This window comes from Nonomuraea sp. NPDC052265 (assembly GCF_044547985.1).
Lineage (GTDB): Bacteria > Actinomycetota > Actinomycetes > Streptosporangiales > Streptosporangiaceae > Nonomuraea.
In genome coordinates this window covers 729,553-754,748 of the sequence record NZ_JBIUBJ010000001.1, presented here as the reverse complement: position 1 = coordinate 754,748, position 25,196 = coordinate 729,553, and the positions used below count along the sequence as shown (strand labels likewise).

Sequence of the window (25,196 nt, the reverse complement as noted above, 5' to 3'; positions counted from 1 at the left end):
CTGTGCAGGGCCAGGTCCGGGGTCCCGTCAGGTGCGCGTGCCGAGCTTTTGTCCGCTTTCGTGGGCGAGGAGCCATTCCTTCACCGGGACGCCGTAGTAGTACCCGCCGTAGCCGCCCGTGCTGGGCAGGACGCGGTGGCAGGGGACGAAGGGGGCGATGAGGTTCTGGGCGCAGGCGGAGCCGGCGGCGCGGGCGGCGGTACGGGGAAGGCCGGCGGCCTGGGCCAGCTCGGCGTACGAGACGGTCGTCCCCGCGCGGACCTCGCGCAGCGCCTCGTGCAGGCGCTTGCGGGTGGGGGAGCCGGGCTGGGAGACCGGGACGGCGTCCAGGGCGTCGAGGTCGCCGTCGAAGTAGGCCCGGACGGCTTCGGCGGCGGCGCCGAGGTCGTCCACCACGTCCAGGCCCTCCGACTGAAGGGCGGGGGTGAGGCGGGCGAACATCTCCGTCGGGTCGGCCGTGAAGCCGCCCGCGACGAGGACGCCCTCGCGGGTGAGCAGCGACAGCGAGCCGATCGGCGTCGGCAGGACCTGAGCGGTGATCATGAGGAGCTCCAGAGGTGCAGGGCGGCGTAGGCCCGCCAGGGCCGCCACCGTTCGATGTGGTCGTGCGGGATGCCCAGGGCGGCCATGCGCTTGTTCAGCACGAGGTCGCCCGTGGGCCAGGCGTCGGGGTCGCGCAGGGCGCGCAGCGCGATGTAGCTGGCGGTCCAGGGGCCGATGCCCGGAACCTTCAGCAGCTCGGCCACGGCCTCGGCCGGGTCCTGGCCGCCGTCGAGGTCGATGTCGCCGTCGGCGACCCGGCCCGACAGGTCGGCGAGGGTGGCGATCCTGCGGTTGGTCAGGCCGAGGCCCGTCAGGTCGGCCTCCCGCAGCTCGGCCGCGGTGGGGAAGAGGGGGCCGCCGGTCCTGGCGACGATGCGGCCGAGCAGCGTACGCGCTCCGGCCACCGAGATCTGCTGGCCGACCACCGCGCGTACGGCCAGCTCGAACCCGTCGAACGTGCCCGGCACCCGCAGCCCGGGCCGCGCCTGGACGAGGGGGGCCAGCGAGCTCTGGCCGAGCGCCTCGGCGATGGCGTCGGGGTCGGCGTCCAGGTCGAGCAGGCGGCGGCAGCGGGCGACGACGCGGGCGAGCTGCCGGGTGTCGGCCACGGCCACGTCGAGCGCGACGTGGTCCGGCCGGGGGGTGAGGGTGATCGTCCCGCCCGGCACGGCCCTGGAGTACGACGCCGGGCTCGCGACCTCAAGGCCGGGGATGGCGCGCGAGGTCAGGAATCCGAACACGCCCGCCACGTCGTACGGCTCGCGGCGGTGCAGCCGCAACCTCAGCGTGACCGGCCCGGCGACCTCGGGCGCGGGCGGCGCCGCCGCCGGGCGTCCGGCCGTGGCGCGCAGCTCGCTGGGCGTGAAGCCGTACGTCTCCCGCATCGTGGCGTTGAACTGCCGCACGCTCCCGAACCCGGCCGCGAACGCGACCTCGGTGACCGGCAGCCCGGTCTCCGTCAGGAGCTGCTTGGCCAGCAGGAGTCGCTTCGTCCGGGCCACCGCCAGCGGCCCGACGCCCAGCTCGGCCACGAACAGCCGGTGCAGGTGGCGTTCGGTGATGTGCAGCCGCCGGGCCAGCCCGGCCACGCCCCGCTCGTCGGCGGCGCCGTCGTCGATCAGCCGCAGGGCCCGGCCGACGAGGTCGCCGCGCAGGTCCCAGCCGGGGTCGCCGGGGGACAGCTCGGGCCGGCAGCGTTTGCACGGCCGGAACCCGGCCGCCTCCGCCGAGGCCGCGTGCCGGTAGAAGCGCACGTTCCTGGAGGAGGGGGTACGCGCCGGGCAGATCGGCCGGCAGTAGATGCGCGTCGTCGTCACCGCGGTGTAGAAGCGCCCGTCGAACCGGGAGTCCCTGGCGGAGACCGCCCGGTAACAGGATTCGAAGTCGAGCTCTAGGGGTGACATGCCTCCGAGACTATGCGCGCGCCGCGGGTGCCGACCGGCGGAAATCGGACCTCACCGTGAAAACGCAGGTCACCAGGTCAGTACGGCCGACCGGCGGTATTCGGACCCGGCCGCCGAAGGGCTGAGAAGTGGATCGGCAGCCAACTCATGGCCATGATCACCGCGCCCGGCCAGAGCGACGCGCGCACCCCCCACAACTCGCCGAGCAGCCCGGCCAGCAGCCCGCCGAGGCCGAGCGCGCCCATCAGCAGCAGCCGCATCGTGGCCGTCATCCGGCCGAGCAGGTGGTCCGGCGTGACCCGCTGCCGCAGGCTCACCAGCAGCACGTTGTTCACCCCGGTACGGAACGCCAGCACGAACCACGCCGCCGCCGCTGCCCACAGCCACGGCCCTGGACCGAGGAACGGGATCACCAGCGCGGCCGGGGCGGTGACCAGGCTGACCAGCCACACCGCGCGGCCCGTGCCGAAGCGCCGGCCGAGCAGATGGGCCGCCGACGACCCGGCGAGCACGCCGAGCCCGCCCATCGCCAGGTACGCCCCGAGCACCCACTCCGGATAGCCGAGCTGCCCGACGATGAGCACCGGCAGCAGGACCGAGCAGAGCGGGAACGCCAGGTTCGCCATCGCGCCCTGCGCCAGCGCCGCGACCAGCACCCGGTTGCCGAGGATGAACCGTACGCCCTCCGCGATCCGGTCCTTCATGGACTCCGCGCCGTCCGGCGAGCCGTCCTGGGGGAGGGCCGGTTCGGGGACGCCGCGCAGCCAGGCCGCCGACCACAGGTAGCTCAGCGCGTCCAGCAGCACGGCCAGCGGCGCGCCGGCGACCTGGGCCAGCACCCCGGCGAGGCTGCGCCCGGCGACGTCCATGCCCGCCGCCGTGCCCACGAGCAGCGAGTTGGCCGACGTCAGCCGCTCGCGCCCGACCAGCCCCGGCACGATGCTCATGGACGCGACGTCGAACAGCAGCGACCCCGCCCCGACGAGCACCGTCACCACGTAGAGCTGCGCCATGGACAACACGCCCGCCCACCACGCCACGGGCACCGAGAGCAGCGCCACCGCCCGCCCGGCGTCCGTCGCGATCATCAGACGACGTCTCCGGACGCGATCCACCCAGGCCCCGGCGGGCAGCCCGAGCACGAGGGCCGCGAGCGTGGCGAGGGCCGAGAGCAGCCCGACTTCGCCCGCGCCCGCCCCGAGGACGGTCACGGCGAGCAGGGGGAGCGCGACGTAGCCGATCTGGCTGCCGAGCTGGCTGACCGTGCCGGCGACGAACAGGTTACGGAATGCGCGAAGCCGCAGAAGCGGAGTGTCCACCAAAGTTGCTGACATGTCGGCAGGATGCTGAAATGTCGCCCAAGGCCGCTATCGATTAAGTGACAAGCAAATCCAATGACGCTCGACCTGACGTTCACCGCCCACGACATCGCCAACACCCGCTTCGCCGTCTCCCCGCTCGGCGAGGTCGTGGTCAGCGTGCGCGTGGTGAAGGACCCGGCGGCGCACCCGCTCCTGCGCCCCTGGGCCGACCAGGTGCGCCGCCGCCTCCGGGACGTGGACTGGCGGCTGCTGTCCGACCTGGTCCCGGTGCCCACGGTCTCCATCGCGGGCTTCACCTGCACGCCGCCCTCGACGTCCATGCCGGACCTGGAGCTGGAACTCGCCACGATGCGGGGCGCGGCCGCACGGGTCCGCACGGACCTGGACCGCATCGGCGGTCCCCGGACGAAACGGGTGCAGGCCCTCTACGACGACCCGGAACAGGGCCTCGAACGCCTGGCCGTGGAGGTAACCGACTATTGGGAGGCGGCGATGGCGCCGTACTGGCCGCGGATCAGGTCGCTGCTGGAGGGCGAGATCCTGCACCGGGCCCGGCTGCTGGCCGAGGGCGGCGCCCAGCGCATGCTGGCCGACCTCGACGACACCGTCACCTGGAACGACGGCACCCTGCGGCTGGAACACCGCTACGTCACCGGCCGGCGGTCACTGAGAGGGCTCGGACTGCTGCTGGTGCCGTGCGTGTTCGCCTGGCCGCGGGTCTTGTCGGTCACGACGCCGCCGTACCAGCCGACCGTGCGCTACGCGCCGCGCGGCATCGCGACGCTGTGGGAGCGCCGCGAGGTGGACCCGCCCGAGGCCCTGGCCGCCGTGCTCGGCAGGACGCGCGCCCGGCTGCTGGCCGAACTCGACCAACCGGCCTCGACCCGCGACCTCGCCCAGCGCGCCGGGCTCTCCGAGCCCGGCGTCAACCAGCACCTGACGGCGCTGCGCAAGGCCGGCCTGTGCAGCGCGCACCGCAGCGGCCGGTACGTGCTCTACGCTCGCACGGCGGTCGCCGAGACGCTGCTCTACTTGGAGGAGACCCCCACCCCCAGGTCGAACTCCCGGTAGACGCGCGCCCAGAACCCGTCACGCAGCCAGACCCGGGCCTCCGGGTAGGGCCGCAGCGAGTGCCCGAGCTCCTTCTCCGCCTCGATCAGCAACTCGGTGTCGATCACGGTCGGCAGGATCGGGCCGGGCAGCAGGTCGCGGATGTTGTCGCGGCCGCGGGTGAGTATCCACTTCTGGGCGACGTGCTCGCCGACGTCCTCCACGCGCGGACGGCTGGGCCCCAGCTTGGCGACCTGACCGGGCTTGGCGTGCGGCTTGACCGGCGCACGCCCGGCGAACACCTGGGCGGGCGAGGGAGCGGCGGCGGGCGGGGTGACCGCAACAGGTTGCGGCGCGCGGCTGAAGAACGGTCTCAGGAAATCGGCCGAGATCACTTCCACGGTGTCCGACTCCCACACCAGGCGCTCGGCCTGGTTGGTGCCGTAAGGGGGCTCGACGCCCCACAGGTGGATGCGAACGCCGTACGCCTGCGCCGCCTCGACCGCCGGGACCATGTCCTCGTCGCCCGCCAGCAGGATCGTGTCGGTCACCGCGTGATGCCTGGCCAGTGCCTCCAGGTCGCTCCTGATCTGCGCGTCGACGCCCTTCTGCTGGCCGCGGGCGTTGAGGTTGCCAAGGCGGACCTTGACCCACGGGAGCTGGGCGATGACACGCTGGTCGACGGTCGGCACACGGTCGCGGGCTGCGTCATACCAATAGATCCGCAGAAGTTCGCCGGAAATACGTTCCTCTGCATGTTTCTGTAGACTCTGGATGAGCTCATCGGCGGCCACCCGATATTCCTTGCGTTCCTTCGCGCCGAGCAGCACCTCACCTGCCGCAGCGTACAGATAACCGACATCCACTAGGACGGCGTACTTGGCTGCCACAGGATGCGGCATGAGGTCTGGGATGGCCATGTCGTCCTCCAGGCCGCGGTGTTAGTTGATCGGCTGACTATATACGCCTACTTTCTCTAGATAGTCCCAACTCCCGGGGAACTTGACACCCGATTCCCGGGATCTATCTAGGGTAGTGCGCTCATCCGCCAAGCCGCCTTCCCCGGCAGGCCAGGGTTACGCATACCTCTGGCGGGGTTTCGCCATGTTTGTCTACGAGGTCTCTCGGGTTCGGCGTACGAGCTCCGGCGCGTGGCGAGCACGGCCACCACGGCCGCGATCTCCTCGGCCGTGGCCTCGCCGCGGACTATACGCAGGTGGTCGCTCATAGAGGAATGTTCCCATGCTTCTTCGGCGGCAGCGAGGCTCTCTTGTTACGCAGGGCGCGAAGTGCCCGGACAACTTGTGGCCGGGTTTCGGATGGCCGAATCACCGAGTCCACATAGCCGCGTTCGGCCGCGATGTACGGATTGGCCAATGTGTCCTCGTACTCGGTGACGAGCCGGGCGCGTTCGGCGTCGGGGTCGCCGGAGGCGGCCAGTTCGCGGCGGTAGAGGATGTTGACCGCGCCCTGCGCGCCCATGACCGCGATCTGGGCCGTGGGCCAGGCGAGGTTGACGTCCGCGCCGAGGTGCTTGGAGCCCATGACGTCGTACGCGCCGCCGTACGCCTTGCGGGTGATGACCGTGACCAGCGGGACCGTGGCCTCGGCGTAGGCGTACAGGAGCTTGGCGCCGCGGCGGATGATTCCGTTCCATTCCTGATCGGTCCCGGGGAGGAATCCCGGTACATCAACAAAAGTCAGGATCGGAATATTAAAGGCATCACAAGTTCGAATAAATCTGGCGGCCTTCTCGGAGGCGTCGATATCCAGACATCCGGCGAAATGCATCGGCTGGTTGGCGACGACGCCCACCGGCTGGCCGTCCACGCGGCCGTAGCCGACCACGATGTTCGGCGCGAACAGCGCGTGGACCTCCAGGAACTCCCCGTCGTCGAGCACGTGCTCGATCACCTGGTGCATGTCGTACGGCTGGTTGGGGGAGTCGGGGATCACCAGGTCGAGGGCCGGGTCGGGCGCCAGGTCGTCGGCGGCGGCGAACGCCGGGGCCTCGTCCAGGTTGTTGGAGGGCAGGTAGGACAGCAGCGCCTTGACGTAGTCGAGGGCGTCCTCCTCGTCGGTGGCCTGGTAGTGGGCCACGCCCGACTTGGTGTTGTGCGCGCGGGCCCCGCCCAGCTCCTCGAACGTGACCTCCTCGCCGGTCACCGTCTTGATCACGTCGGGGCCCGTGATGAACATGTGGGACGTCTGGTCCACCATGACGACGAAGTCGGTCAGGGCGGGCGAGTAGACGTGGCCGCCGGCGGCGGCGCCCATGATGAGCGAGATCTGCGGGATCACGCCGGAGGCGTGCACGTTCCGCTTGAAGATCTCCGCGTAGAGGCCGAGCGCGACCACGCCCTCCTGGATGCGCGCGCCGCCGCCCTCGTTGATGCCGATGATCGGGCAGCCGGTCTTGAGCGCCAGGTCGAGGACCTTGACGATCTTCTCGCCGTACACCTCGCCGAGCGAGCCGCCGAAGACCGTGACGTCCTGGGAGAACACGCAGACCTGCCGGCCGTCGATCGTGCCGTGGCCGGTGATGACCCCGTCGCCGTACGGCCGCCGCTTCTCCAGCCCGAACATCGTGGACCGGTGGCGGGCGAACTCGTCGAACTCCACGAACGAGCCGTCGTCGAGCAGCGCGAGCACCCGCTCGCGCGCGGTCATCTTGCCCTTGGCGTGCTGTTTGTCCACCGCCGACGCCGAGCCGGCGTGCACGGCCTCGTCGAGCCGTCGCTCCAGGTCGGCGATCTTGCCCGCGGTGGTGTGGATGTCCGGCATCTCCGGCATGGGATCGGCGGCAGCGCTCATGCGCGTTAGGCTAGCTCGTCCTCCTAGAGTGGATCCATGACGGATGCGGTTCGCTCCCACGGCCTGTACAAGCGCTACGGCGCCCAGGTCGCGGTGGCCGGGGTCGACCTCGTGGTCCCGGCGGGCAGCTTCGCGGGTCTGGTCGGTCCCAACGGCGCCGGCAAGACGACCACGCTGAGCATGATCACGGGCCTGCTGCGGCCCGACGGGGGCCAGGCCGCGATCGACGGGTTCGACGTCTGGCGCGACCCCGTCGCCGTCAAGGCGCGCATCGGCGTGCTACCAGAGGGGCTGCGGCTGTTCGAGCGGCTGTCGGGCCGCGAACTGCTGCTCTACAACGGCCGGCTGCGCGGCATCCCCAAGGCCGACGTCGAGCAGCGCGCGGGCGAACTGCTCGACGTGATGGACCTGACCGGGGCCGCCGACAAGCTCGTCGTCGACTACTCCACCGGCATGCGCAAGAAGATCGGGCTGGCCGCGGCGCTGCTGCACAATCCGTCCGTGCTCTTCCTCGACGAGCCGTTCGAGGGGGTCGACCCGGTCAGCTCCAACACCCTCACCGAGGTGCTCCGGCGCTTCACCGCCTCCGGCTCGACCGTCATCTTCTCCAGCCACGTCATGGACCTGGTCGAGCGGCTGTGCGACTGGGTGTCGGTGATGAGCGGCGGCCACATCGTCGCCCAGGGTCCGCTCGACCAGGTGCGCGGCGGCTCCAGCCTCAACGAGGCGTTCATGCGGCTGGTCGGCGGCTCCCGCGCCCACGGCGAGGCGGGCCTGAGCTGGCTCGGCGCCCGGCCCGGTGAGCAGCGCCCGGCCGCGCCCACGCCCCAGGACACCCCGTGAGCGCCCCCGGACCGTCCGCCGCGACCTCCGCCGAGCAGCCCGCCGAGCGGTCCGCCGCCGTCACGGGGTCGCCGATGGCCACGGCCGCGCTCTTCGCCCGGCTCAAGCTGCGCCTGCTCGCCGGCAACCTGCGCGGCGACGTGCAGCGCAAGCTCGGCTTCGTGTTCACCCTGCTCGCCGCGGCCGGCCTGGCCGTGCTCGGGTTCCTGCTGATGAGCCTGCTCAGGCTGGCGCCCTCCGACGTCGCGGCCGAGCTGGTGATCGTCGCGTTCGCGCTCTTCCTGGTGAGCTGGATGATCGTGCCGCTGCTGGCGTTCGGGCTGGACGACACGCTCGACCCGGCGCGGTTGTCGCTGTTCCCGCTGCGTACGCGCGAGCTGGCCGTCGGGCTGTTCACCGCGTCCGCGACGGGCGCGTGGCCGCTGGCCATGCTGGTCGTCACGGCCGGCGCGCTGGTCGGGCTGCCCACGGGCGTCGGGGGCGTGCTGCTGGGCGTGCCCGCGGTGCTGCTGCAGTTCGCGCTCTGCGTGGTGACCTCGCGGTTGATCACCACCTCGCTGTCCGGCGCCCTGCGCAGCCGGCGCGGGCGTGACGTGCTGGCCGTGGCCGCCCTGTTCGTGGTGCTGCTGGCGCAGCTCCCCAACCTGCTGATGAACCGCGGCATCGGCGACCCCGCCGCGATGCTCCACCGGCTGGCCGGCGTCCTGCGGTGGACCCCGCCGGGCATGGCAGCGCACGCCATGGCCGACGGCGGCCTGGTCGGCGTGGCGGAGCTGGCCGCCGTCGCGGTGATCGTCGTCGTGCTCGCCTGGTTGTGGATCAAGGCGCTGGGCCGTGCCCTGGTGTCGCCGGACGCCTCGACGCAGGCGGCCTCCGTACGCCGGCGGCGCGGCCTGGCCGACCGGTTCCTGCCCGACGGGCCGCTGGCGGCCGTGGTGACCAAGGAGCTGAAGTACATCAGGCGGGAGCCCAGGTTCCGCGTGGGCTGGTTCTCCTCGGTCGTGGTGACCGTCATCCTGGCGTTCTCGCTGAACAACGGCACCGAAGGGCAGGCGGGTCCGGTGCTGCCGGTGCTGATCACCGGCATGGGCGCGCTGATGATCTCGTTGCAGTCGGGCAACGCGTTCGGCATCGACGGGCGTTCCCTGTGGATGAACGCCGTGGCGTTCGGCTCCGAGGAGGACCTGCGCCGCGACCTGGCGGGCCGCCATCTGGCCAACTGCCTGGTCGCCGCGCCGCTGCTGCTGCTCGTGGCGGTCGCCGCCGCGCTGCTCACCGGCAGCCCGCAGGCCGTCGTGCCGGCGTTCCTGACCGGGCTGGGCGCGCTCGGCGTCGGGCTCGGGGTCGGCTCGGTGACCAGCGTGACGATCCCGTACACGCTGCCCGAGCGGATGAACGCCTTCAGCGGCGCCGCGCCCGGCCAGGGTGGTCAGGCGTTCGCGTCGTCGATGGGGGCGATGCTCGGGATCGTGCTGATGTCCGTCCCGATCGTGGTGCCGCTGCTGTTCGGGCTGCTGTGGGTGTCGGTGCTGGCGCCCTTCTACGGCGTGCTCATCGAAGTGCTCGGCAGACGCCTCGCCGGCAAGATCGGCTTCCCCCGCCTCCCGGAGTTGCTGGCAGCGGTGTCAAAGCCCAGTTAGGGAGTGGTCTAGTCCAATGGGCGAGACCGCCATGCGGTCGCCGAAAGCGACTCGCTACCCTTCGAAGCATGATTGACCAGGGGCTCGAGCGTCGTAGTGCCGCCGTGACCGAGATGCCTGACGAGCTGCGCCACGACGTGCGCATGCTCGGCAAGCTGCTCGGCGAGGTGATCGCCGAACAAGGTGGCGAAGACCTGCTGGCCGACGTCGAACGGTTGCGCAAAGCCGTCATCGCGGCGCGCAGAGGCGAGATTTCCGCCGACGAGATCACCGAAATGGTCGCCGGATGGGAGATCGAGCGGGCGGTGGCGGTCGCCCGCGCGTTCACCTGTTACTTCCACCTGGCGAACCTGGCCGAGGAGCATTACCGCATCCGTACGCTGCGCGAACGCGACGCCGAGGGGAGGGTGCAGCGGGAGTCGCTGGCGCAGGCCGTCCACGAGCTCGGCAACGAGCGCGTGAGCGAGCTGCTGCAGGGCCTGGAGCTGCACCCGGTGCTGACCGCGCACCCCACCGAGGCGCGCAGGCGCGCGGTCGTCACCGCCATCCAGCGGGTCAGCGGCCAGCTCACCGAGTACAACACGCCCGGGCGCGGCGCCTCCGAGCGCGCCGAGAGCAGGCGCCGCCTGCTGGAGGAGATCGACCTGCTGTGGCGTACGGCCCAGCTCCGCGCCACCAAGCTCGACCCGCGCGACGAGGTGCGCACGGCCATGGCCGCCTTCGACGAGACGCTGTTCCGGATGGTGCCCCAGGTCTACCGCTCGCTCGACGCGGCGCTCGACGCGGGCACCGGCACCCGTCCTCCGCTGGCCAGGCCCTTCATCCGGTACGGAAGCTGGATCGGCGGCGACCGCGACGGCAATCCCAACGTCACCGCCAAGGTCACCCGCGACACCATCCAGATCCAGTCCGAGCACGTGCTGACCGCCCTGGAGACGGCCTGCACCCGCATCGCCCGTACGCTGACCGCCTCCGCCCAGTTCTCGCCGTGCTCCGCCGAGCTCAAGGGCGCGCTGGCCGCGGCCGTCGACGCGCATCCCGAACTGGTCTCCGAGCTGGCCACCCGGTCGCCGCGCGAGCCGCACCGCCAGTGGCTGCTGTTCGTGGCCGCGCGCATCGCCGCCACCCGCCACCGCGACCTCGACCTCGCCTACCGCTCGCCCGCCGAGCTGCTGACCGACCTGCGGCTGGCGCAGGAGTCGCTGGCGCGCAGCGCGCCGCGGCAGGCGTACGGGGAGCTGCAGCACCTCGTCTGGCAGGTCGAGACGTTCGGCTTCCACCTGGCCGAGCTGGAGGTGCGCCAGCACTCGCAGGTGCACGCGGCGGCCCTGGAGGAGATCAGGGCCGGCGGCGAGCTGTCGGAGCGCACCGAGGAGGTGCTGGCCACGATCCGGGTGATCGCCTGGATCCAGGAGCGGTTCGGCGTCACGGCCTGCTCCCGCTACGTGGTCTCCTTCACCCGCTCGGCCGACGACATCGCGGCCGTCTACGAGCTGGCCGGGCACGCCCTGGGCGACCGGGCGCCGGTGCTCGACGTGGTGCCGCTGTTCGAGTCCGGCCAGGACCTGGCGAACTCGCCGCGCGTGCTGAGCGGCATGCTGGAGATCCCGCAGATCCAGGACCGCCTGGCCGCGACCGGGCGCCGCATGGAGATCATGCTCGGCTACTCCGACTCGGCCAAGGAGCTGGGCCCGGCGGCCGCCACCCTCCGCCTCTACGAGGCGCAGGAGGAGCTGACCGTGTGGGCGCACGAGCACGACGTGAAGCTGCGCATGTTCCACGGCCGCGGCGGCGCGCTCGGCCGCGGCGGCGGCCCGGCCAACCGGGCGGTGCTGGCGCAGGCGCCGGGCTCGGTCGCGGGCCGCTTCAAGGTCACCGAGCAGGGTGAGGTCATCTTCGCCCGTTACGGGCACATCGCCATCGCCCGCCGCCATCTCGAACAGGTCACCAACGCCGTGCTGCTGGCGTCCTCGCCCACGGTCGGCGCGCGTACGGCGGCCGCCGCCGAGCGGTTCCGAGGCCTGGCCGAGCAGGTCGCCACGGCCTCGGAGGATGCCTACCGCGCGCTCACCGAGGCCCCCGGGTTCCCCGAGTGGTTCGCGCTGGTCAGCCCGCTGGAGGAGATCGGCTCGCTGCGGCTCGGCTCCCGCCCGGCCCGCCGCGGCCTGGGCGCGCCGCGCTCGCTCGACGACCTGCGGGCCATCCCGTGGGTGTTCGCCTGGGCCCAGACCCGCGTCAATCTGCCCGGCTGGTACGGCCTCGGCACCGGCCTGGCCGCCGTCGGCTCCCTCGACGAGCTGCGCGCGGCCTACGCCGAGTGGCCGCTGTTCAACGCGATGCTGGACAACGCCGAGATGTCGCTGGCCAAGACCGACCGCTCGATCGCCAAGCGCTACCTGGCGCTCGGCGGCCGGGACGACTTCGCCCGCCAGGTGCTGGAGGAGTACGACCGCACCCGCGAGCTGGTGCTGCGGGTGACCGGGCACAAGCGGCTGCTGGAGAACCGCAAGGTGCTCTCGCGGGCCGTGCAGCTGCGCGACCCGTACGTGGACGCGCTGTCGCACCTGCAGCTCCGGGCGCTGCGCGCGATGCGTACCGAGGACCTGTCGGAGCAGGAGCGCGAGCGGCTGTCCACGCTGCTGCTGCTGTCGGTCAACGGCGTGGCCGCCGGCCTGCAGAACACCGGCTGAGCACGCGCGGACGGCCCGGCGGGGGGGAGCCGGGCCGTCCGAAGCGCGGGAGTTCAGCGCAGGCTGTCGAAGAAGGCCGTGATGTCGGAGGTGAGCGCCTCCGTGGCGCTGTGAGCGGTGTAGTGGCCGTGGGCCGGGGCGGGCAGCGTCTTCCACGAGACGATGGCGCTGTGGTCGCGCTCGGCGAAGCGGCGGATCGACTTGAAGTCGCCCTCGGCCATGGCCAGCGCGGTCGGGGTGGTCGTCGGCTCCTGCGGCTGCTCCATGCGGGCGTTCTCCCAGTAGAGCCGCAGGGCCGAGCCGGCGGTGCCGGTGAACCAGTGGATCGAGGCGTTGATCAGCACGAAGTCGTCGTCCAGGTCCTCGTCGAAGAGCTGGGCCAGCCAGCCGACGAGCCCGGCGGGGGAGTCGACGACGGCGTGCGCGAGCGTCTGCGGCTGCTGCGACTGCAGGACGTTGAACGCGCCCTTCTCCTTCCAGAACCAGTCGAGCACGGCCAGCCCGGCCTGGTCCTCCTCGCTCAGGCCGGCGAACTCGGCCGGGTCGCCGGAGGGGAAGGAGAAGAGCTGGGTGACGTGCACGCCCACGACGTGCTCGGCGTCGATCCTGCCCAGCTCGGGGGAGATCATCGAGCCGCCGTCGTTGCCGACGGCGCCGTAGCGCTCGTAGCCGAGGCGGGCCATCAGCTCGGCCCACGCCCCGGCGATGCGCCGGTTGTTCCAGCCGAGTTCCTTGGTCGGCCCGGAGAAGCCGAAGCCGGGCAGCGACGGGACGACCACGTGGAAGTGGCGCGACAGCGGCTCGATCGCGTCGAGGTACTCGGCGACGGTGCCGGGCCAGCCGTGGGTGAGGATCAGGGGCAGGGCGTCGGGGGTGTCGGAACGTACGTGGATGAAGTGGATGTTCTGCCCGTCGATCTCCGTCGTGAACTGCGGGTACGCGTTGAGCCTGGCCTCCTGGGCCCGCCAGTCGAAGCCGGACTGCCAGTGGGCCACCAGGCGCTTGACCCGCTCGACGCCCACGCCCTGGTCGGAGCCGGGGATCTCGTCGGCGAAGCGGGTCCGCGCGAGCCGGTCCAGCAGGTCGTCGAGGTCGGCCTGGGGGATCTCGATGCGGAACGGGCGGATGCTCATGAGGGTCCTCTCGACCGAAGAAGCGGAACGGCTTGTTCTGTTCCAACTATAGCAGAACGGAATGATTCATTCCACAACTCTTCACAAGAGGGATCCAAGTGACTTCCAAGGATCACTGAGCAGCATGGGGGCTTTGACAAGTGCAGAAAGGGACCCCCATGAAAAGGACAGCCTTGCTGCTGGGCGCCGTGCTGCTCGGCAGCCTGCTGGCCGCTCCTCCAGCCCTGGCCACCACCGCACCGGCGACCTCGGTGACCCGGGTCAAGGCCACCCCCGCCGACCGGACGGGCGAGTGCCCCACGACGGTGGCCTTCGCCGCCACGGTGGCCGCCAAGGGCAAGGGCACCGTGCGCTACCGCTGGGTACGCGGTGACGGCAGCAAGAGCGCCATCAGGAACTTCCGCGTCAACGGCGCGCGCAAGGTCGTCGTGAGGGACCGCCAGACGTTCGACCGCGACACGACCGGCTGGCAGGCCGTGGAGGTCCTCGGCCGGCGCGGCCTGTCGGCCAAGGCGCGCTTCCGCGTCTCGTGCACCGGGTCCCCGCAGCGCTACGACGTGGTCAACCCGCTGCCCGCCCAGCCGGACAGGCCGCTGGTGGCGGCCGCGAGCGTGCAGGCGAGCCCGTCCCGCCACGACGGCACCTGCCCGGCCACCGTGACGTTCACCGCGACCATCCAGGTGTCGCGCACCCCGGCCAAGGTCGGCTACCGGTGGATCGACAGCGCCACGGGCGAGGGCGCGGTCGAGTCGATGTACTTCGCCGGCGGCGGCCCGCGCAGCAGGCAGATCACGCTGCCGCTGTCCGTGGGCACCTCGACGGCCGGCTGGCGGTCCGTACGGATCCTCAACGCCGGCGGGCACGACTCCGGCCGCGCGCCGTACGACGTGACCTGCCGCGTCACGCCCGGCCCCGAGCCCACCACGACGTCCACCCCGACGCCGACGACCTCCTCGACACCCACGCCCACCACGTCGTCCACCTCGACGCCCAAGCCGACCACGACGTCCGAGCCCCCGGCGCAGCAGCCGCAGGCGGCGATCACCGCCCTGACGCCCGGCGACTACCAGGGCTACTGCGACGAGCCCATCGCCTACCAGGCCACCGGCCGCATCACCCTTCCGGCGGGCCCGGCGGTCAGCGTCGGCTACTGGTGGAGCCTGGACGGCGCCGAGTGGCAGCACCAGACCGTGAGCTTCCCGGCCGCCGGCCAGGCCAGGGCCCAGGACGTCACCGCCGCCTGGAGCTTCGACCAGCCGAAGACCGGCTCGCACAAGCTGGCCCTGACCACCCGGCCCGCCTCCGCCCAGGCCGCCGAGCGCACCTTCGCCCTCTCCTGCACGACCGACCCCGACCCGGCCAAGCTGGCCATCCCCTACGTCCTGACGCCCGTCTACCGGGGCGACTGCACGCAGCCCATCGGCCTGCGGGTGGACGCCCGGATCACCACCGACCGCGACGCCGACGTCCGGTACCGCGTCGTCGTGGACGGCAAGCCCGGCCCGGTCAGGACGCAGGACGCCAAGCCCGACAGGGCCCAGTCGATCGGCGACCTGTTCTACATCAGCCCCAAGGCCTCCGGCGGCGGCGTCATCCGGCTTGAGGTGCTGAACCACAACAAGCCGGTCAAGGAGAAGCCGTACACCGTGACCTGCGTGCCGCAGGACCCGTCGCCGGGGACCGTGCGGATCAGCGAGTTCCGGCCGGTCCACTACTTCGGCGACTGCGCCGAAGCGCCGTACGTCACCGCCTTCGGCGCCTTCCGCGCCGCGCCGGACACCGAGATCACCTGGCGCTGGGTCATCGACGGAAAGCCGACGGAGTCGGCCACGTACAAGACCAACAGCGGCGGCCTTCTCCAGGTGCAGGCCTTCCACTGGCACCGGGACACGAAGACCTCCGGCGTGGTCCGGCTTGAGGTGCTGAACCACAACAAGCCATCCGCCGAAGGCACGTACCCGGTGACCTGCGAATAGCCCTCACAAGGCAGATCCAGCCGGGACACGAGCCGCTCTGATCATCCTGGGGTTCCATCACCCGCGAGGAGGAACCCCAGGACGAGACGGACAGCCGCTGACTAGGGCGTGACGACCCGCTCCTGACCGGCGTAGACGTTGCAGCGCTCGCCGCGCAGGAACCCCACCAGCGTCATCCCGAACTCCCTGGCCAGATCGACGGCCAGGGACGAGGGCGCCGACACCGCGCAGACCGCCGGGATGCCGGCCGCCAGCGCCTTCTGCATGATCTCGTAGCTGGCCCGGCCGCTGACCATGAGCACGTGCCCGGCCAGCGGCAGCCGGTCCGCCAGCGCCGCCCAGCCGACCAGCTTGTCCACCGCGTTGTGCCGGCCGACGTCCTCGCGCGACGCCAGCAGCGTGCCCGTCGCCGAGAACAGGCCCGCCGCGTGCAGCCCGCCGGTCTTGCCGAACACGCCCTGGGCCTCGCGCAGCGCGCCCGGCAGGCCGTAGAGGACCTCTGGGGTGAGTGCGAGCTCGCCCCTGGGGATCGGCTTGCAGCGGCCGTGCAGCGCGTCGAGGCCGGCCGAGCCGCAGACGCCGCACGCGCTGGAGGTGAGGAAGTGCCGGTCGAGCGCGGGCAGGTCGGGCACCGGGCCGTGCAGGCGGACGGTGACGGTGTTGTAGCGGGCCTCGGGCGGCAGGTCCTCGTCCGTGCAGTACGCGATGGCCGCGATGTCGCCCGGCCCGACCAGCCCCTCGCCGCTCAGGAACCCGGCGGCCAGCTCGAAGTCGTGCCCCGGCGTGCGCATGGTGATGGCGACCGTCTTGCGCGCGCCGTCGTCACCGGTGAGGCGGATCTCCAGCGGCTCCTCCGTGGCCAGGTCGTCGCGCCGGTCGCGGGTGCCGGAGCCGGCCAGCTCCCTGACGCGGACGCGGGTGGTGGGCCCGGGACGCGCCTTCACAGCGGCCGCACGGTGACGAGGGCGTTGTAGTCGGGGATGCGCGCCTGAGGCGATCGGCGGGCCTCGTCGAGCAGGACGTTCCCCTCCGGCCAGTGGATCTGCAGGTTGCCCGGCATCACCGGGGCACGCAGCACCTTGCCCTGGTAGGAGCGCTCACCGGCGCGCAGCTCGACGGGGGCGCCGTCGGCCAGCCCGAGCCGGTCGGCGTCGTACGCGCTCATCAGCACGGCCTCGCGGGCGGCGCCGTTGAAGCCGTCGAGCCGCTCGTGGACCATGCTGTTGAACTGCTTGCCGCGCCTGGTCGCGACCTTGAACGTGCCGTCGGGGCGCTCCAGGGCGGGCGGCTCGACCACGGAGAAGACGGCCAGCCCGTCGGGCGTCTGGAAGCGGCCGTCGGCGAAGAGGTGGCGGCCGCCGTACTGGACGTTGTCCCCGAACTTCCGCAGCCCGGAGATGCCCTGGTAGAACGGCACGACCTGCTCGATCTCCGCACGGATCTGCGGAGTGCCGGTGAAACGGACGTGATCGGCTATCTCCGGACGGGTGCGGGCGGCCAGCTCGGAGAAGATCTTCCACTCCGGCCACGCCTCGCCGACGCGCGGCCCCTCGACCTCGGGCGAGAAGATGATCCGCCGCTCGGTGGAGGTCTCGGTCACGCCGCCGACCATCTCGTAACGCGTCTGGGCGGGCAGCAGCAGCACGTCGCCCTCGCCCGGCACGAGCATCTGCGAGGACAGCACGATGTCGATGTGCACCCGCAGCCCCAGCCTGGACAGGGCCTCGCGGCAGTAGGCCGGGTCGGGCAGGACCTCCAGGAAGTTGCCGCCGGAGGAGACGAGCGCGTCGAGCTCGCCCCGGTGGGCCGCGTCGATCATGTCGGTCGCGGTCAGGCCGGGCGCGTCGGGCACCTGGAAGCCCCACAGGTCGGTGAACTTGGCGGCGTTGGCGGACGTGATCGGCAGGCCGCCCGGGTAGCCGGTCGCGTACGCGCCCATCTCGGCCCCGCCCTGGACCCCGCTGTGCCCCCGGATCGGCATCAGCCCGCACTTGTCGCGCCCGACGAAGCCGCGGGCCAGCGCCAGGTTGACGATCGCCCGGACGTTGTCCTCGCCGTAGGCGTGCTGGGTGATGCCCATCGACCAGACCAGCACCGCCGAGCGCGCGTTGCCGAGCAGCTCGGCCAGCCGGAACATCTGCTCCTTGGTGGCCCCCGAGAGCGCTTCGAGCTCGGCCCACGACTGGGACTCGACGGCCTCGCGCGCCTCCTCGAACCCGGACGTCTGCCCGGTCACGAACGCCTTGTCCACCCAGTCGTTCTCGATCAGGTGCTTGAGCACGCCGTTGAGGAAGCCGATGTCGCCGCCGACGTTCACGCCGAAGAACTCGTCGGTGATCTTCGTGCCGAACAGCGCGGACTCGGCGTTGGAGGGCACCCAGTACTTGTCCATGCCCGGCTCGCGGTAGGCGTTGACCATGGCGATCCGGGTGCCGGCCTTCTTGGCGTGGTAGAGGTACTTCATCGCGACCGGCTGGTTGTTCGACGGGTTCGAGCCGATGAAGACGATCAGGTCCGAGCCGATCCAGTCGGTGTAGGAGCAGGTCGTGGCCGCCGCGCCGATGGTCTGCTTGAGCGCGACCGTCGAGGGCGAGTGGCAGATGCGGGCGGCGTTGTCGACGTTGTTCGTGCCGAGCGCCCGCACCGCCTTCTGCGCCGCGTAGTAGTTCTCGTTGGGCACCCCGCGGCTGGTCAGGTACGTGCCGAACCGCGCGCCGCGCAGCCGGTCGGCCGCCACCCGCAGCGCCTCCTCCCAGGTGACCCGGGTGAAGCCGGGCTCCCCGGCCCGCCGCAGCATCGGGTACGGCAGCCGCCCCAGCTCCCGCAGCTCCGCGCTCTTCCGCCCGGCCAGCCCCGAGACGTCGCGCAGCAGCGACACGTCGAGCGCGGGCATGGTGTTGAGCGGCAGCAGGCGCAACCTGATGTTGCACAGGTGGATCTCGTCCATCGTCCAGTCGCGCATGCCGTGGGTGCCGAGCGCGCATCCGTCGCAGGTGCCCTGGTTGAGTATGCGCCAGGCGTAACGCCTGTTCCCCTTGACCGACCTGAACGCCTTCCACAGCTCCAGGTAGTTGTTCGGCTTGCGCAACCCGAGGCCGAAGGGGCGCCACGAAGCCCAGTTGCGAGGGTCAGGACGTCTGCTCATCCCCCCATCTTTACCCCTCGCGCGCATTTCGAGACAGCCGGTGCGGTGCGCCGACCTCGGCGCGGGGTCGGCCAAGATAGGGGGATGGCCTCCTCGCGCTACTCCGACCTCGACCGTCCGCCGCTCTCGGAGGCCGCGCTCAACCGCGCCCTCGTGCGTCCCGGAGCCCTGTGGACCGGCGTCACCGTCGTCGAGACCACCGGCTCGACCAACGCCGACCTCGCCGTGGCCGCCCAGGCCGGGGCCGAGCAGGGCCGGGTGCTGGTGGCCGAGTCGCAGGTCGCCGGCCGGGGCCGGCTCGACCGCGCCTGGTCGGCGCCGCCGCGGTCGGGGCTGACGTTCTCCGTCCTGCTCAGGCCCACGGCGCCGGTCACCGCCCAGGGGTGGCTGCCGCTGCTGTACGGCGTGGCCGCCGCCTCGGCCGTCCGCCGCCTGGCCGAGGTCGACGTGCGCCTCAAGTGGCCCAACGACCTGCTGGTGGGCGAGCGCAAGCTGGCCGGGGTGCTGGCCGAGCGGGTGGACGACGCCGTCGTCATCGGCATGGGCCTCAACGTCTCCCTCCGCGCGGACGAGGCGCCGGTCGAGACGGCCACGTCCCTGGCCATCGAGGAGGCGGCCTGCGTCGACCGCGACCCGCTGCTGCGGGCCGTGCTGCGCGAGGTCGAGAGCCACTACCGCGAGTGGGAGGCGGCGGGCGGCGACGCCGAGGCCGCCGGGCTGCGCGCCGCCTACCTGGCCGCCAGCGCCACGGTCGGCCGCGACGTCCGCGTGGAGCTGCCGGGCGACCAGGTGCTGACCGGGCGGGCGACCGGCGTCGACGGGTCCGGCCATCTCCAGGTGGAGTCCGGCGGCGAGCGCTACACGCTGGGCGCGGGAGACGTCGTGCACGTACGGGCCGCCCGATGAGCCACCGGCGTAGCCGCTCGGCCGGGTTGGTGGCAGCATGTGCGGCATGACCCTTCCCGACCACCATCTGACGCAGGGTGAGCGGCGCGTCCGATCCTTCCATCCCCACTGGAAGCGCCTCGTCGGCCCGTTCTTCGCGCTGATCCTCATCGCCGCGGCAGCGGGTGCGGCCCTGTACTTCTTCCCCAGCACGTGGGGGGAGAGCGTCACCTCCTACGGCAGGATCGCCGCCGTCGTCATCGCCCTGATCCTCCTGACGATCTTCTCGTTCGTGCCCTACCTCCAGTGGAAGAACACCGGTTACGTCCTGACGACCCACCGGTTCACGATCAGCCTGGGCGTGCTGAACAAGTCGACCGACGAGATCCCGATGGCCAAGGTCAACACCGTCAGCTCCGACCAGACGTTCCTGGAGCGCATGCTCGGCTGCGGCACGCTGACCGTCGAGTCCGCGGGCGAGAGGGGTCAGATCGTGCTGCGCGACATCCCGCGGATCCAGGACGTCCGCATGGACCTGTTCAAGCTGGTCGAGGACGCGTCCGACGGAGCGATCGACGGCCACTGAGTTGGCGTAGCCTGCTGATCGTGAACGCCACCCAACCGCCCGGCAGGCCGACGGCCGAGCAGATCGAGCGCACGCTCGTCGGCATGCCGGCCCGCCACACGCGCGCGCAGGTCGCGGCCGGGGCCGGGGTGTCGCAGGAGCTCGCCCAGCGCATCTGGCGGGCGCTCGGCTTCGCCCAGTTCCCCGACGACGCCGTGGCGTTCAGCGACGCCGACGTGGCCGCGCTGCGCCGGGTGCGCAGCATGCTCGACGGCGGTCTGCTCGACGAGCAGACCGTCATCCGCATGGCCCGCGCCCTCGGACAGACCACCGCCAGGCTCGCGCAGTGGCAGGCCGAGATCGTGATCGGCACCATGCTCCCCGACGCGCCCGCCGACGCCGACCTGAGCGGCGTCCTCGACACCGCCAAGGCCCTCCTTCCCGACTTCGAGCACCTGCTGGTCCACGTGTGGCGGGCCCAGCTCGCCGCCGCGGGCACCCGGCTGCTGGCCGTCGCCGACGACCAGGCCGAGCGGGCGCCGGGCCGCGTGTCGATCGCCGTCGGCTTCGCCGACCTGGTCTCCTTCACCCGGCGCTCGCGCGAGCTGGACGAGCGGGCGCTGGCCTCGCTGGTCGAGGGCTTCGAGTCGCGCGCCGCCGACGTGGTGGCCGCGCACGGCGCGCGGCTGGTCAAGACGCTCGGCGACGAGGTGCTGTTCACCGCGCCCGCCCCGGCCCAGGCCGCGGCGATCGCGCTCGACCTCGCCGACAGCCTGGAGCTGCGCATCGGCATGGCGTACGGGCCGGTCGTGCCCATGATGGGCGACGTGTTCGGCACCACCGTCAACCTGGCCGCCCGGCTCACGGCCATCGCCAGGCCGGGCACGATCCTGGTCGACTCCGAGCTGGCCGAGGGCCTGGCCGGCGCGGCGGACGGGGTCGAGGTCCACAAGATCAGAAGGCGTCCGGCAAGAGGGCTCGGCGTGGTCCAGCCCTATGTCTTGCGGAGATCAACCTCCTGACACAAGATGGCTGCCATGCCGTACGAAGTGCAGGGCGTGATCGCCCGCGGTAAGGGCCAGGAAGTTTCGCTGGAGACGGTGGTCGTCCCCGACCCCGGGCCGGGCGAGGCGGTGGTGAACGTGCAGGCCTGCGGGGTCTGCCACACCGACCTGCACTACCGCGAGGGCGGGATCAACGACGACTTCCCGTTCCTGCTGGGCCACGAGGCGGCGGGCACGGTCGAGGCCGTGGGCGAGGGCGTGACCGGGCTGGAGCCCGGCGACTTCGTGATCCTCAACTGGCGCGCGGTGTGCGGCCAGTGCCGCGCCTGCCTGCGCGGCCGGCCGTGGTACTGCTTCGCCACCCACAACGCCACCCAGAAGATGACGCTCAAGGACGGCACCGAGCTGTCGCCCGCGCTCGGCATCGGCGCGTTCCTGGAGAAGACGCTGGTGGCGGCCGGGCAGTGCACGAAGGTGTCGGCCGAGGCGCCCGCCCAGGTCGCGGGCCTGCTGGGCTGCGGCGTGATGGCGGGCATCGGCGCCGCGATCAACACCGGCGGCGTGACGCGCGGCGACAGCGTGGCCGTGATCGGCTGCGGCGGGGTCGGCGACGCGGCGGTCCTGGGGGCGTCGCTGGCCGGGGCGTCCCGGATCATCGCCGTCGACGTCGACGACCGGAAGCTGGAGCTGGCCCGCGGGTTCGGTGCGACGCACACGGTCAACTCGCGTGAGAGCGACCCCGTCGAGGCGATCCGCGACCTGACCGGCGGGTTCGGCGCCGACGTGGTGATCGAGGCGGTCGGCCGGCCCGAGACGTACGAGCAGGCGTTCTACGCCCGCGACCTGGCCGGCACGGTGGTCCTGGTCGGCGTGCCGACGCCGGAGATGCGGCTGGAGCTGCCGCTGCTCGACGTGTTCGGCCGCGGCGGCGCCCTGAAGTCGTCCTGGTACGGCGACTGCCTGCCCTCGCGGGACTTCCCGATGCTGATCGACCTGTTCCTGCAGAACCGGCTGCCGCTCGACCGGTTCGTCACCGAGACGATCGGGCTCGACCAGGTCGAGGAGGCGTTCGCCAAGATGCACCGCGGCGAGGTGCTGCGCTCGGTGGTGATCCTCTAGATGATCGACCGCGTCATCACCTCCGGCACGTTCTCGCTCGACGGCGGCACCTGGGAGGTCGACAACAACATCTGGCTGGTCGGCGACGCGCGTGAGGTCGTGATCATCGACGCCGCGCACGACGCCGAGGCCATCGCCGCGCGGGTGGGCGGGCGCCGGGTCAAGGCCATCGTGTGCACCCACGCCCACAACGACCACGTCAACGCCGCGGCCCGGCTGGCCGAGCTGACCGGGGCGCCGATCCGGCTGCACCCGGCCGACCAGGTGCTCTGGGAGCAGGTGTACGGGCCGGAGGTGGCGTACACGCCGCTGGCCGACGGCGAGAAGATCTCGGTGGGCGGGGTGGCGCTGGAGGTGCTGCACACGCCGGGTCACTCGCCGGGCGCGGTCTGCCTGCACGCTCCCGACGTGGGCGTGCTGTTCAGCGGTGACACGCTGTTCAAGGGCGGGCCGGGGGCGACCGGGCGGTCGTACTCGTCGTTCGGCACGATCATCGAGTCGATCGCCGGACGGTTGCTGTCCCTGCCGCCCGAGACGGTCGTCCACACCGGCCACGGCGACTCCACGTCCGTCGGGGCCGAGGCGCCGCACCTGGAGGAATGGCGGGCGAGAGGCCACTGACCTGGGGAGTGAGCCGACTGTGACGCCTCTAACATAGGCAAGCCTTACCGAAGTGAGCTATCTTAGGTGTGCCTAACCTAAAGGCATTCCCTTCTGCTCGCTTTGAGAGGCTTGACGCCGGATGTACGTGTGCATATGTCGTGCTGTGACCGAGAACGAGGTCCACGACTGCATCGCCTCCGGGGCGAAGAGTGCGAAGCAGATTCGCGACACCACTGGTGCCGGTGGGGACTGTGCCCGTTGTGTACGGAAGATCTGTGCGATCCTGAAGCAGTCCGAAGAACTGACGACCGCATAGCCGCATCGCGACGAGGGGCCCGTTCATGCAGGGCGACAAGCAGATCATCGAACTCCTCAACGAACAGCTGACCGCCGAGCTCACGGCGATCAACCAGTACTTCCTGCACGGCAAGATGCAGGAGAACTGGGGCTACACCAAGCTGGCCGAGCACACGCGCGCCGAGTCCTTCGAGGAGATGCGCCACGCCGAACGGCTGACCGACCGCATCCTGTTCCTCGAAGGGCTGCCCAACTACCAGCGCCTCGGCACGCTGCACATCGGCCAGACCGTCGAGGAGCAGCTCAAGGCCGACCTTGAGGTGGAGCTGGCGGTGGTCGAGCGGCTCCGGCCGGCGATCCAGCTGATGAGGGAGAAGGGCGACATCACCTCCGCCCGCATCTTCGAGGACATCCTTGAGGACGAAGAGGAGCACATCGACTATCTGGAGACCGAGCTGGGCCTGATGCGCAGCCTGGGCGAGCAGCTCTACCTCGCCCGCTACGCCGAGCCCCCCTCGGCCGACGACTAGCGCCACGCTCTCTCCGGCCCCGCCGCCCGTACGGGCGGCGGGGCCGTCGCCTTTTCCGCCGCGCACGGGCCGGCCGCGGCGGCCTGACGGATACTGGGGAAGGCGAGCCCCGGACACCTGTGAGGGAGTGGTCTCCATGCTCTATCTCTTCGGCTTCGAGCGCATCGGCGTGGCCGTCGGCGACTTGTACTTCGTCGACCCCGATCCCGGAGAGCACCAGGAGGGCGCCGAGCACGGCGTGCGCCTGGAGATCCGCAGGCTCGCGCCGGGCGAGCTCAAGGGGTCGATCTACTCGGCCCGTCCCATCGTCGTCGATCAGCTCGTCTGGCGGGTCGACCTGCTGGAGTCGGTCGACGGCACGCCGGGGAGCTTCGACCGTACGCACCACCACCCGGGCTCCAGCGGCTGGGAGCCCGACCGGCGGGTGTTCGACGAGGAACTGTCGGCCGAGCCGCTGAAGTGGCTGGGGGAGCGGCTGGCCGACCTCGACGGCGTGCTGCGGCAGTCGGGCGTCGATCCCGCCGAGGTCGGCGCGGACGACGCGGCGAGCCTGCGCGAGACGGCCCCCGAGATCGTCGACACGGTCCGCCGCCTGCTCGACCGGGTACGCGCCGGCGAGCTCGGCACCGCCCCGGCCACCGGCCCGGCCACGTCCGTCCGGTCGAGCTGGCTCTGAGCGGCGCCGGGTATCACGCCCCGGATGTCGGGGTTCGTCCAGCGATGGCCCGGTACGCGCGGTGGACGGCGCGCCGGGCCGCGGAGGCGCGCCCGCCGATGCGGGCGTACGTGATGTGATCGGAAAGCCTGGAGCGCTTTGTGATTTCCCCTCGATAATCGCGGTAATTTAATCACGACTAACCCTTATTTAGCTTCGTTTGCCCAGGTCAATGGATAGGTCAACGACAAGTCAAACCGCGCGCTGTGCCCGGGAAACGATCGCCTAAGGTCCTACGATCGCTTCATGACCTGCGTACTTCTCGCCGAGGATGACACCTCGATCTCCGAGCCACTCGCGCGTGCGCTACGCCGCGAGGGCTATCAGGTAGAGGTGAGCCCCGACGGCCCGCAGGCCCTGGAGAGGGCCCTGTCGGGCGGCATCGACCTCATAGTTCTCGACCTCGGGCTGCCAGAGATGGACGGTCTTGAGGTCGCGCGCCGGATCCGTGCCGAGGGGCACGGCACCCCGGTTCTCATACTCACGGCCCGCGTGGACGAGGTCGACACCGTCGTCGGCCTCGACGCCGGCGCCGACGACTACGTGACCAAGCCGTTCCGGCTGGCAGAGCTGCTGGCCCGAGTGCGCGCGCTGCTGCGGCGCGGCACGTCCGAGACCCCGGTCGTGCAGGGGGTCCGCATCGACGCCGACTCCCGGCGCGCCTGGATGGGGGAGAAGGAGCTGCACCTGACGACCAAGGAGTTCGACCTGCTGCGGGTCCTGGTCCGCGACGCCGGCAAGGTCGTCACCCGCGAGCAGATCATGCGCGAGGTGTGGGACACCAACTGGTGGGGTTCGACCAAGACCCTCGACATGCACATCTCCTGGCTGCGCCGCAAACTCGGCGACGATGCCGCCAAGCCCCGTTACATCACGACGGTCCGGGGAGTCGGCTTCCGGTTCGAACGCGAGTAGGCGC

Annotated in this window: 23 protein-coding genes; 14 read left to right on the top strand and 9 right to left on the bottom strand. The window is 71.5% G+C overall.

Going from position 1 to position 25,196, the window contains the following annotated elements; all coding sequences use genetic code 11:
- Nucleotides 1-27 precede the first annotated feature (27 nt).
- The 3 genes from ACIHAD_RS03495 to ACIHAD_RS03485 all read right to left on the bottom strand — a co-directional run bounded on the left by ACIHAD_RS03495 (nt 28) and on the right by ACIHAD_RS03485 (nt 3,280).
- Complete coding sequence (locus tag ACIHAD_RS03495; RefSeq protein WP_397352734.1) at nt 28-543, bottom strand: methylated-DNA--[protein]-cysteine S-methyltransferase; 516 nt, start codon at nt 541-543, stop codon at nt 28-30.
- A complete protein-coding gene (locus tag ACIHAD_RS03490) occupies nt 540-1,946 on the bottom strand; it encodes an AlkA N-terminal domain-containing protein (protein WP_397352733.1) in 1,407 nt (468 codons plus the stop codon). The genes ACIHAD_RS03495 and ACIHAD_RS03490 overlap by 4 nt, the downstream gene beginning before the upstream one ends.
- Before the next feature lie 77 nt (nt 1,947-2,023).
- The gene (locus ACIHAD_RS03485; protein WP_397352732.1) at nt 2,024-3,280 is read right to left on the bottom strand and encodes an MFS transporter; all 1,257 of its coding nucleotides are present in this window, start codon (nt 3,278-3,280) and stop codon (nt 2,024-2,026) included.
- Between the two features lie 60 nt (nt 3,281-3,340).
- Between ACIHAD_RS03485 and ACIHAD_RS03480 the strand changes: the two genes are divergently transcribed.
- Nucleotides 3,341-4,339: a DUF5937 family protein gene (locus ACIHAD_RS03480; protein WP_397352731.1), complete on the top strand. Its 999-nt coding sequence runs from the start codon at nt 3,341-3,343 to the stop codon at nt 4,337-4,339.
- On the opposite strand, the gene ACIHAD_RS03475 is transcribed toward ACIHAD_RS03480, so the two are convergent.
- The 3 genes from ACIHAD_RS03475 to ACIHAD_RS03465 all read right to left on the bottom strand — a co-directional run bounded on the left by ACIHAD_RS03475 (nt 4,297) and on the right by ACIHAD_RS03465 (nt 7,132).
- Nucleotides 4,297-5,238: an NYN domain-containing protein gene (locus ACIHAD_RS03475; protein WP_352321648.1), complete on the bottom strand. Its 942-nt coding sequence runs from the start codon at nt 5,236-5,238 to the stop codon at nt 4,297-4,299. The two genes, ACIHAD_RS03480 and ACIHAD_RS03475, sit on opposite strands and share 43 nt — an antisense overlap.
- Before the next feature lie 107 nt (nt 5,239-5,345).
- Nucleotides 5,346-5,546 (bottom strand): acyl-CoA carboxylase subunit epsilon, encoded by a 201-nt coding sequence (locus tag ACIHAD_RS03470; protein ID WP_397352729.1) that lies wholly within the window; start codon nt 5,544-5,546, stop codon nt 5,346-5,348.
- Entirely contained in the window at nt 5,543-7,132 is a 1,590-nt protein-coding gene (locus ACIHAD_RS03465; RefSeq protein WP_397352728.1) for an acyl-CoA carboxylase subunit beta, read from the bottom strand. The genes ACIHAD_RS03470 and ACIHAD_RS03465 overlap by 4 nt, the downstream gene beginning before the upstream one ends.
- A gap of 36 nt (nt 7,133-7,168) precedes the next feature.
- On the opposite strand from ACIHAD_RS03465, the gene ACIHAD_RS03460 reads away from it, so the two are divergent.
- The 3 genes from ACIHAD_RS03460 (at nt 7,169) to ACIHAD_RS03450 (ending at nt 12,305) form a co-directional block, all read left to right on the top strand.
- Nucleotides 7,169-7,975 carry an ABC transporter ATP-binding protein gene (locus ACIHAD_RS03460; protein ID WP_397352727.1) on the top strand — a complete coding sequence of 269 codons (807 nt, stop codon included), beginning with the start codon at nt 7,169-7,171 and terminating at the stop codon, nt 7,973-7,975.
- The gene (locus ACIHAD_RS03455; RefSeq protein WP_397352726.1) at nt 7,972-9,615 is read left to right on the top strand and encodes a hypothetical protein; all 1,644 of its coding nucleotides are present in this window, start codon (nt 7,972-7,974) and stop codon (nt 9,613-9,615) included. Before ACIHAD_RS03460 ends, ACIHAD_RS03455 begins: the two co-directional genes overlap by 4 nt.
- A gap of 113 nt (nt 9,616-9,728) precedes the next feature.
- Nucleotides 9,729-12,305, top strand: coding sequence for a phosphoenolpyruvate carboxylase (locus ACIHAD_RS03450; RefSeq protein WP_397353035.1), 2,577 nt, complete (start codon nt 9,729-9,731; stop codon nt 12,303-12,305).
- Nucleotides 12,306-12,358: 53 nt separating this feature from the next.
- On the opposite strand, the gene ACIHAD_RS03445 is transcribed toward ACIHAD_RS03450, so the two are convergent.
- A complete protein-coding gene (locus ACIHAD_RS03445; RefSeq protein ID WP_397352725.1) occupies nt 12,359-13,438 on the bottom strand; it encodes an epoxide hydrolase family protein in 1,080 nt (359 codons plus the stop codon).
- 158 nt (nt 13,439-13,596) lie between these two features.
- Here ACIHAD_RS03445 and ACIHAD_RS03440 point away from each other — a divergent pair, with 158 nt between their 5' ends.
- Nucleotides 13,597-15,414, top strand: a complete 1,818-nt coding sequence (locus ACIHAD_RS03440) for a hypothetical protein (protein WP_397352724.1) — start codon at nt 13,597-13,599, stop codon at nt 15,412-15,414.
- A gap of 101 nt (nt 15,415-15,515) precedes the next feature.
- Here ACIHAD_RS03440 and fdhD read toward each other — a convergent pair whose 3' ends face one another.
- Both fdhD and ACIHAD_RS03430 read right to left on the bottom strand, forming a co-directional pair.
- Nucleotides 15,516-16,358, bottom strand: coding sequence for a formate dehydrogenase accessory sulfurtransferase FdhD (fdhD, locus tag ACIHAD_RS03435; RefSeq protein WP_397352723.1), 843 nt, complete (start codon nt 16,356-16,358; stop codon nt 15,516-15,518).
- Nucleotides 16,355-18,559: an FdhF/YdeP family oxidoreductase gene (locus tag ACIHAD_RS03430; protein WP_397352722.1), complete on the bottom strand. Its 2,205-nt coding sequence runs from the start codon at nt 18,557-18,559 to the stop codon at nt 16,355-16,357. Before ACIHAD_RS03430 ends, fdhD begins: the two co-directional genes overlap by 4 nt.
- Before the next feature lie 84 nt (nt 18,560-18,643).
- Between ACIHAD_RS03430 and ACIHAD_RS03425 the strand changes: the two genes are divergently transcribed.
- The 9 genes from ACIHAD_RS03425 to ACIHAD_RS03385 all read left to right on the top strand — a co-directional run bounded on the left by ACIHAD_RS03425 (nt 18,644) and on the right by ACIHAD_RS03385 (nt 25,192).
- Nucleotides 18,644-19,465, top strand: a complete 822-nt coding sequence (locus ACIHAD_RS03425; RefSeq protein WP_397352721.1) for a biotin--[acetyl-CoA-carboxylase] ligase — start codon at nt 18,644-18,646, stop codon at nt 19,463-19,465.
- A gap of 46 nt (nt 19,466-19,511) precedes the next feature.
- Entirely contained in the window at nt 19,512-20,030 is a 519-nt protein-coding gene (locus ACIHAD_RS03420) for a PH domain-containing protein (RefSeq protein ID WP_397352720.1), read from the top strand.
- Between the two features lie 83 nt (nt 20,031-20,113).
- On the top strand, nt 20,114-21,031 hold the full coding sequence (locus ACIHAD_RS03415; RefSeq protein WP_397353034.1) for an adenylate/guanylate cyclase domain-containing protein: 918 nt from the start codon (nt 20,114-20,116) through the stop codon (nt 21,029-21,031).
- A 15-nt stretch (nt 21,032-21,046) separates the two neighbouring features.
- The gene (locus ACIHAD_RS03410) at nt 21,047-22,132 is read left to right on the top strand and encodes an S-(hydroxymethyl)mycothiol dehydrogenase (RefSeq protein WP_397352719.1); all 1,086 of its coding nucleotides are present in this window, start codon (nt 21,047-21,049) and stop codon (nt 22,130-22,132) included.
- Nucleotides 22,133-22,753 carry an MBL fold metallo-hydrolase gene (locus ACIHAD_RS03405; protein ID WP_397352718.1) on the top strand — a complete coding sequence of 207 codons (621 nt, stop codon included), beginning with the start codon at nt 22,133-22,135 and terminating at the stop codon, nt 22,751-22,753.
- 121 nt (nt 22,754-22,874) lie between these two features.
- The gene (locus ACIHAD_RS03400) at nt 22,875-23,051 is read left to right on the top strand and encodes a bacterioferritin-associated ferredoxin (RefSeq protein WP_125632481.1); all 177 of its coding nucleotides are present in this window, start codon (nt 22,875-22,877) and stop codon (nt 23,049-23,051) included.
- A gap of 25 nt (nt 23,052-23,076) precedes the next feature.
- Entirely contained in the window at nt 23,077-23,562 is a 486-nt protein-coding gene (bfr, locus tag ACIHAD_RS03395; RefSeq protein ID WP_397352717.1) for a bacterioferritin, read from the top strand.
- A gap of 136 nt (nt 23,563-23,698) precedes the next feature.
- A complete protein-coding gene (locus ACIHAD_RS03390) occupies nt 23,699-24,238 on the top strand; it encodes a hypothetical protein (protein WP_397352716.1) in 540 nt (179 codons plus the stop codon).
- Between the two features lie 285 nt (nt 24,239-24,523).
- Nucleotides 24,524-25,192, top strand: coding sequence for a response regulator transcription factor (locus tag ACIHAD_RS03385; protein WP_043620820.1), 669 nt, complete (start codon nt 24,524-24,526; stop codon nt 25,190-25,192).
- Nucleotides 25,193-25,196: the final 4 nt, after the last annotated feature.